We start from the raw sequence: 7040 nt of genomic DNA, 5'->3' as shown, positions 1-7040 counted from the left end.
CTTCACAGGGGGTCGCCTGAGCGTGGGGCACCAACGACTCCGGCCACCGGGCGAAATTCAGCCCGGTGATGCGGTTAAGCCCCTCCAGCGCCTGCTCGGGGTGGGTATGTTGCAGAGCAATCACATTGCTGTGCTTATTCGCGGTTTGGTTCTTGGGCTGACTCATAGCACCCGTATTCCTTGGCTAGTCCGTGCCAGGCTGGCAGTTTGATAGCAATCTACTCGGTAGAGAGCCAAAAGCGTGCCAACTGTTTCTTCGTCCATTTCCGGGCCTTTAGCGGCGCTGTAGCCACCGTAAACCGCAGGCCTACGCGCAAACTGACGTTTTTTGTCAGCTCGCCCCGCCCTCCGCTTCCGGTGCTGCCTGTAGCCATTGCAGCAGGCTAGCACCGAACAACTCGGCGGCCTCGTCATGCAAGGCCTTGAGCGCGGCATGCAAGCCGGGGTACCACGCCTCATCCATCTGCGCCGGCAACTGCTCCAGGCGCGGCATCGGCCAAGGGCTGTGCAGCAGCAGTTGGTGCAGGCTGTATTGCCCGAGGTCGCGACATAACACCCAGCCACCACCACTGGCGCGGCAGATCAGTAACTCGTTTTCCAGAAACTCGACGATCTCGTCCCACTCATCTTCAGGCAATTTCCAGCCAAGGGCGTGCACGTCGTCCAGGCGCAGCACTTCGCCACGCACCTGCGCATCGTGAAACATGCGCAGCATCCCCAGCATCACCAGCAACCGTGGCAATGCGCGACGGCGCCAGTGCCGCGACGAACCGAGGTTGCACGCCAGTTCGGCGCCAAACAACACAATCAGCCACGACAGGTACAGCCACAGCAGAAACAACGGCACCGTGGCAAACGCGCCATAAATCAGCTCAAAGCCTGGGAACAGTCGTACGTATAAACCGAACAGCGCCTTGGCCACCTCAAACAGCACAGCGGCAAAAACGCCACCCAGCAGCGCATGTTTAATCGGCACGCGGGTGTTGGGCACCGAGGCGTAAATAAGGGTGAAGGCGGCCACGCTCGACAGCAGCGGCGTCAGGCGCAACACCACCTTGGCGCTGATCACCGCCTCCGGCCCGGAAATTAACGACAGCGAGGTGATATAGGTACTGACCACAAAGCCCACGCCGAGCAACAACGGGCCGAGGCTGAGAATCGCCCAATACAGCAAAAAGCTGGAAATACCCCGACGAGGCTGACGCACCCGCCAGATGTTGTTCAACGCCTTTTCCACCGTCACCAACATGGCAAAGGCAGTGACGGCGAGAAACACCACGCCAATCCAGGTCAGCTGCCGCGCTTGCGTGGTGAAATTGGCCAGGTACTCCTGCACCGTTTCCCCGGAGGCGGGCAAAAAGTTATGGAAGATAAAGTGCTGAATCTGCTCGCCGACGCCGGAAAATGCCGGCACTGCCGAGAGCATGGAAAAGGTCACGGTCATCATCGGCACCACGGCAAACAGCGTGGTGTAGGTCAGCGCCGCGGCGCTATTGGGGCCGTGGTCAGCGAGAAAGCGCCGTAACAGAAACCGCCAGAATTCCACAAAATCATCGAAACCTTGGCGCATGCCCATTCCTTGTCTGGAGTAAATCACCGCGTAAAAGACCACGCCTTGTTCAGGCCAGGCGGCCGACGCGGGTAGAATAGCCGCCACCTTAGGCAAGATGCGACAAGCACATGACCGACCTGACGCTTTATCACAACCCGCGCTGCTCGAAATCGCGCAGCGCGCTAGAGCTTCTTGAAGCCCGCGGCCTGCAGCCAACCGTGGTGCGTTACCTGGAAACCCCGCCAAGTGCCGCCGATATAACCGCCCTGCTGAGCAAGCTACAGCTGTCAGCCCGCGAGCTGCTGCGCACCGGCGAAGATGACTACAAAAACCTCAATCTGGCCGATGCCAGCCTGAGCGACGAGCACATCATCGCCGCCATGGCCTCCCATCCAAAACTGATCGAGCGGCCGATTCTAATCGTCGGCAACAAGGCGGTGATTGGCCGTCCGCCCGAGCGTGTGCTGGAGCTATTGCCATGAGCCAGCCGTATATCCTGGTGTTGTACTACAGCCGCCACGGCGCCACCGCAGAGATGGCTAAGCAGATCGCCCGCGGCGTGGAGCTGGCCGGCCTCGACGCGCGCCTGCGCACCGTGCCCGCCATCTCCAGCGAATGCGAAGCCGTGGCGCCGAGCATTCCCGCTGAAGGCGCGCTGTACGCCAGCCTCGACGACCTGAAAAACTGCGCAGGTTTAGTGCTCGGCAGCCCGACCCGTTTCGGCAATATGGCCGCACCGCTCAAGTACTTTCTCGACGGCACCAGCAGCCTGTGGCTGACCGGCGAACTGGTGGGCAAACCGGCTGGCGTATTCACCTCCACCGCCAGCTTGCATGGCGGCCAGGAAAGCACCCTGCTGTCGATGATGCTGCCGCTGTTGCACCACGGCATGTTGATCGCCGGCTTGCCCTACAGCGAAGCTGCCTTGCTGGAAACCCGTGGCGGCGGCACGCCGTATGGCGCTAGCCACCACGCCGGCGCAGATGGCAAACGTGCCCTCGACGAACATGAAATCAGCCTGTGCCGCGCCCTCGGTCAACGCCTGGCCAACACCGCTTTACGCCTGAATGCCCCGCTGGAGAACAAACGTGGCTAAAACCCCCAAGCCATTGCCGGAACTGAGCTGGCTGGCCCCGCGCCTGAAACTGAGCCGCGTACTTACCTTGATCAGCTTCTTCGCCTTGGCCGCTCTGCTACTGACCTGGAACCTGGTTTACGCCGACCTGCACGGCGCGCGCACCTGGGTAATCCTCTGCATCGAACTCGGCCCATTGGCCCTGCTCGCCCCAGGCCTGCTCATGGGCAACGCCCGCGCCCACGCCTGGACCTGCTTTGTGGTCAACCTGTACTTCATCAAAGGCGTACTGGCCGCGTTCGACCCACACCGCAGCTGGCTCGGCTGGACGGAAAGCGTGCTCAGCCTGGCGCTATTCACCAGCGCATTGCTCTACACACGCTGGCGGTTTCAGCACGACAGGAAGTTAGCGGGAGAGGTGTAAACGCCGAATCTACCTTCCGAACACCGTCATCCCCGCGCACGCGGGGATCCAGACTGTCGTGTCGTACACAGATTCGCGCCCGGCTGAAAATTCTGGATCCCCGCCTTCGCGGGGATGACGAGGTAGGAACCTACCAGCCCAGGGTTTCTTTTAAGAAGGGAATCGTCAGCTTGCGCTGCGCCTGCAACGAGGCCTGGTCAAGCTGCTCCAGCAACTCAAACAGCGCACTCATACTGCGCGTGCCACGGGTGAGGATAAAACGCCCCACCTCATCGGTCAGGTGCAGGCCACGGCGCGAGGCACGCAGTTGTAGGGCACGCAGCTTGTCTTCGTCCGAGAGGGTTTGCAGCTGAAACACTAGCGCCAAGGTCAGGCGCGACTTCAAATCCGGCAACTGCACCAGCAATTCACGAGGCGAGCTACTGGCCGCCAATAACAGGCGCCGGCCGCTATCACGCAGGCGATTGAACAGGTGAAACAGCGCCTCTTCCCACACCGCATTGCCAGCAATCGCATCCAGATCATCCAGACACACCAGCTCGCACTGCTCCAAGTTATCCAACAACTCAGGACCGTGCTGCACCACTTCCGCCAACGGCAAATACACCGCCTGCTCGCCACGCTGCTCAAAACGCAGACAGGCCGCCTGCAACAAATGGGTACGGCCGACGCCATCGCTGCCCCACAAGTACATCAGGCTTTCCGTCCAGCCAGCATCGGCCTCGCACAAGCGCTCGACATAGCCAAGCGCCGCCGCGTTAGCGCCGGGGTAATAGTTCGCAAACGTGGCGTCATCACGCAGACGCACACCTAAAGGCAGCTGTATCGGTTTCATGCAGAATCGGACGGTTCCGGAGAGCGCCAGGAAGGCGCTCGACAAAGGGGGCGAAGTTTATCGGCTTCTTGGCGCTAAGTCATTGGTGGCAAAGGGCTGATGTCCACTTTAAGCTCCGCTCTTCTATTCGCTTAAGTACCGCTGGCACGCTGCGCATAAGCACTTCGCAACAAGGCCAGCTCGTCAGCCGAGCGATCACCCGAGGTATCTATGAGCTCGCCGATTACCACTTACCTCAGCGCCACAGCACTGGACGTTGATGCCTGTGCACAGCCCGAAGTGACCGACGTTGCCTACAACCTGGCGTCGCTGCGCATCACCGTCAACGACCTGCAGAGCGGCGCTGAGCGCCTGGTGGAGTTCGTTGAAGTTGAAGGGTTCCGAGTGCTGGATGAGGGTGACCTGCTGGAGTTCTGGCCCATCTGCTCCGAGCTCTGGCTTTACCAGATCAGCGAAGGCGGCTGGTTGGAGCAGGAATGTCTACGACCAGGCTTTAGCGCACGGGATAGCAAAAACGTGCTGGAGTTTTTTGTTCGCGGGGAGAATGCCTGCGTGAGTGTTCTGGCTTGGTCGGCGCCGGTGGTGACGCTCAAATAATCTAGGCTCAGTTGGCCATCGCTTGCACAGCGGCGTCATGGCGGCCACACGTAAGCGCAAGCATGTTCACATCTAATGGCGCCATACCGGCATCGCGAAAATAGTCTGCCGCACGACCTGTAACGGCGGCAACATCACGAATTACGGCACCGGCCTGCGCACGCGAGAGGCCAAAACGAGCACTACGGGACAATGCATTTTCAATGGTTGAAGCCCTACCCTGCTCACCAATCACCAGCGCCTGTTCGGCAACCTGCCCAGGATGAGGAATAAGGTCGAACGAGGGCGTGAGCCGATATTCATTACCACGCTCACGCACAAAGCCGAGGTTCTGCGAATGATCGTCGGTATTACCGATCAGTACGTTGAAGACCATCTGCCGGTACAGAGTCAGTAAGTCTGCCTCGGAGTCAGCGCTGATCTTCTGAATTATTTCAGCGATACGCAGATAGCTCATCGGTGAATTGGGGTCGCCTTCACGTACTCGGTCAGCATTGATCAGGGCTTTAGCACTCAGGTAATGGCTGCGGGAACTGTCCGCATGACGATCAAAGCGCTTAATCAACAGCACGGTTTTTTGGCCCACTTGCAGTAACTGATGGGGGGGTACAAGCAGCCCGGCAGACGTGGCCATCTGCAAGCTGGCAAACTCGGCGCGAGGCTGATCGAACACGTCGTCTTTGCGGCCAAGCTTGGCGATCCACTCGCCCCCTTGATACTTAACCGTGACCTTCGGCCTAGCGCCGCCCATGGACGAAGCGAAAAACAGCATTCGTACCAGCTCCTCACTGTACTGATCTGCTGCCGCTCCGCGGTCAATCTCGTCAGCCATCGCCAGCAGCTTCTCCAACTCGCCGAATTCGGCGGGCTGCTTAAGTGTAGGTACCGCGGATAACGCTCCCGAGAACAGCAGGCAACCGACACCCGCCCCCCGAGTGGCCAGCAACCACTCGATTTCATTTGTGGGCTTTTGTGAGTGAGTAGCGAGCATGACCTTTTTGCCCCAGTTATCTGGGGTGGCATCCTCCAGTGCGCCCCATAACCGGCGCGAGTTTTTAACTTCATCGGTCAGCGGCAGATTCAATGGGTCAATAGCAAAGCCGGTTGGAGAGGCCAACCACGACTTGCCATAGGCGAAGCGAAAACCGCCTTCCACTTTTTGCACGACACCAATAGGCGTCAGCGCTCCCGGTTGGGCAGCAGAGAAAACGTAAGCCTTAGAAATCGACTTCCAGACCATCATCTTCTCCATTGCGAATCCGTGCTGGTTTGGCCGCGCGTTCCAGGCTAATTCCCACCTTATCCAGGGCTGGAAACGCCACCGTGGCGAAATCTTCTTCGAGATCCAGAGCGCTAAGCACGCCCAGGAAAACGGCCAGGGTCACGCCAGCTTCCCCTTCCACCAAGCGTTTATAGGTTTGCGCAGTAATGCCTGCACGACTGCACACAGTCTTGACCGTCAGGCGGCGGCGGGTACGGGCGAGGTCGATATTGCTGCCCACTTCAGTCAGCAGCTCTGTCGCACGAGAGGACAATAGGCCTTTATGTCTTTGCATGATATATCACCACTTATCCAGCTTAAGTGATGATATACCTCCATTTTGTGCCTGTCGCTCGAGATTACCTAGCGCAGCGGCTGCTCCGCCACCACGTCCACAACCTCGACCACCTCCACCACTTCCCCTTCCGGCGCATCGGTGTAGATATCCGACTGTTTATAGAAGTCATGGGCATGGCGCAGTAGCACCATAATCACCGCCGCCACTGGCAGGGCCAGCAGAATGCCGGTGAAGCCGAACAATTGGCCGCCAGCCAGGATGGCGAAAATCACCGCAACCGGGTGCAAGCCAATACGGTCGCCCACCAGCAGCGGCGTCAGCAGCATGCCTTCGAGCAGTTGGCCGACGGTGAAAACGGCGGCGATACCGAGCAGTGGGTAGAACTCGGGGCCAAATTGGAACAGGCCGGCGGTGATGGCGGCGCCAAAGCCGATGACGAAACCCATGTAGGGCACAATGCTGGCCAGACCGGCAATCACACCGATCAGCAGGCCCAGTTCCAGGCCAACCAGCATCAGGCCAACCGAGTAAATAACGCCCAGGCCGAGCATCACCAGCAGTTGCCCGCGCAGGAAGGCGCCGAGTACTTCGTGGCATTCGCCCATCAGTTGCACGATAAAGCCTTCGCGGCTACGCGGCAGCAGGCCACGCAGTTTGGCGACCATGATGTCCCAGTCGCGCAGCAGGTAAAAACTCACTACAGGAATCAGCACCACGTTGCCCAGCCAGCCCAGCAAGGCCAGGCTGGAAGCGGTGGCTGAGGCCAGAACGCTGCCAACGATGTCGGTGGTTTTGCCCAGGTGTTCGGTGACGGCGGCTTTTACTTGGTCGAATTTCCAGAACCCATCGGCCAAACCGAGCTTGGCTTGCACCCAGGGCAAGGCACTGTGCTGCGCCCAATCGATCATTTGCGGCGCCAGTTCATACAGGCGCACCAGCTGTTTGCCGAGCATGGGGACCAGCACCAGCAGCAGAATCACCAGGATCAAGGTGAAGAC

9 protein-coding genes are annotated in these 7040 nt (G+C 59.5%); 4 read left to right on the top strand and 5 right to left on the bottom strand.

The features are described 5' to 3' along the window. Window positions 1-331: 331 nt before the first annotated feature. Window positions 332-1570: a virulence factor BrkB family protein gene (locus AAAB16_RS12030; RefSeq protein WP_340663528.1), complete on the bottom strand. Its 1239-nt coding sequence runs from the start codon at window positions 1568-1570 to the stop codon at window positions 332-334. A gap of 110 nt (window positions 1571-1680) precedes the next feature. On the opposite strand from AAAB16_RS12030, the gene arsC reads away from it, so the two are divergent. Genes arsC through AAAB16_RS12015 form a run of 3 tightly spaced genes read left to right on the top strand, consistent with a single transcriptional unit; the run spans window position 1681 to window position 3051 of the window. Continuing rightward, window positions 1681-2034, top strand: a complete 354-nt coding sequence (gene arsC, locus AAAB16_RS12025) for an arsenate reductase (glutaredoxin) (RefSeq protein ID WP_340663527.1) — start codon at window positions 1681-1683, stop codon at window positions 2032-2034. Further along, complete coding sequence (gene wrbA / locus AAAB16_RS12020; RefSeq protein WP_110616197.1) at window positions 2031-2648, top strand: NAD(P)H:quinone oxidoreductase; 618 nt, start codon at window positions 2031-2033, stop codon at window positions 2646-2648. Before arsC ends, wrbA begins: the two co-directional genes overlap by 4 nt. Next, window positions 2641-3051: a DUF2069 domain-containing protein gene (locus AAAB16_RS12015; RefSeq protein ID WP_340663526.1), complete on the top strand. Its 411-nt coding sequence runs from the start codon at window positions 2641-2643 to the stop codon at window positions 3049-3051. Before wrbA ends, AAAB16_RS12015 begins: the two co-directional genes overlap by 8 nt. A gap of 130 nt (window positions 3052-3181) precedes the next feature. Here the strand turns inward: AAAB16_RS12015 and hda are convergent, their stop codons facing one another. Further along, window positions 3182-3886, bottom strand: a complete 705-nt coding sequence (gene hda / locus AAAB16_RS12010; RefSeq protein ID WP_340663525.1) for a DnaA regulatory inactivator Hda — start codon at window positions 3884-3886, stop codon at window positions 3182-3184. Window positions 3887-4096: 210 nt separating this feature from the next. Between hda and AAAB16_RS12005 the strand changes: the two genes are divergently transcribed. After that, window positions 4097-4483 carry a hypothetical protein gene (locus AAAB16_RS12005; protein ID WP_340663524.1) on the top strand — a complete coding sequence of 129 codons (387 nt, stop codon included), beginning with the start codon at window positions 4097-4099 and terminating at the stop codon, window positions 4481-4483. 7 nt (window positions 4484-4490) lie between these two features. Here AAAB16_RS12005 and AAAB16_RS12000 read toward each other — a convergent pair whose 3' ends face one another. The 3 genes from AAAB16_RS12000 to AAAB16_RS11990 all read right to left on the bottom strand — a co-directional run. Further along, a complete protein-coding gene (locus AAAB16_RS12000; RefSeq protein ID WP_340663523.1) occupies window positions 4491-5735 on the bottom strand; it encodes a type II toxin-antitoxin system HipA family toxin in 1245 nt (414 codons plus the stop codon). Then, complete coding sequence (locus AAAB16_RS11995; protein ID WP_340663522.1) at window positions 5701-6039, bottom strand: XRE family transcriptional regulator; 339 nt, start codon at window positions 6037-6039, stop codon at window positions 5701-5703. The genes AAAB16_RS12000 and AAAB16_RS11995 overlap by 35 nt, the downstream gene beginning before the upstream one ends. A 68-nt stretch (window positions 6040-6107) precedes the next feature. Beyond that, on the bottom strand, window positions 6108-7040 hold a 933-nt coding region (locus AAAB16_RS11990), incomplete at its 5' end, for an AI-2E family transporter (RefSeq protein ID WP_340663521.1).

Source organism: Pseudomonas sp., from assembly GCF_037994325.1.
Classification (GTDB): Bacteria; Pseudomonadota; Gammaproteobacteria; order Pseudomonadales; family Pseudomonadaceae; genus Aquipseudomonas.
The sequence above is the reverse complement of the archived record's forward strand: the minus strand, read 5'-3'. Positions and strand labels throughout refer to the sequence as shown.

Excerpts from the sequence above, each read along its gene's own strand:
- AAAB16_RS12030 (WP_340663528.1), bottom strand. The coding sequence starts at position 1,570 with ATGCGCCAAGGTTTCGATGATTTTGTGGAATTCTGGCGGTTTCTGTTA.
- arsC (WP_340663527.1), top strand. The coding sequence starts at position 1,681 with ATGACCGACCTGACGCTTTATCACAACCCGCGCTGCTCGAAATCGCGC.
- wrbA (WP_110616197.1), top strand. The coding sequence starts at position 2,031 with ATGAGCCAGCCGTATATCCTGGTGTTGTACTACAGCCGCCACGGCGCC.
- hda (WP_340663525.1), bottom strand. The coding sequence starts at position 3,886 with ATGAAACCGATACAGCTGCCTTTAGGTGTGCGTCTGCGTGATGACGCC.
- AAAB16_RS12005 (WP_340663524.1), top strand. The coding sequence starts at position 4,097 with ATGAGCTCGCCGATTACCACTTACCTCAGCGCCACAGCACTGGACGTT.
- AAAB16_RS12000 (WP_340663523.1), bottom strand. The coding sequence starts at position 5,735 with ATGGAGAAGATGATGGTCTGGAAGTCGATTTCTAAGGCTTACGTTTTC.
- AAAB16_RS11995 (WP_340663522.1), bottom strand. The coding sequence starts at position 6,039 with ATGCAAAGACATAAAGGCCTATTGTCCTCTCGTGCGACAGAGCTGCTG.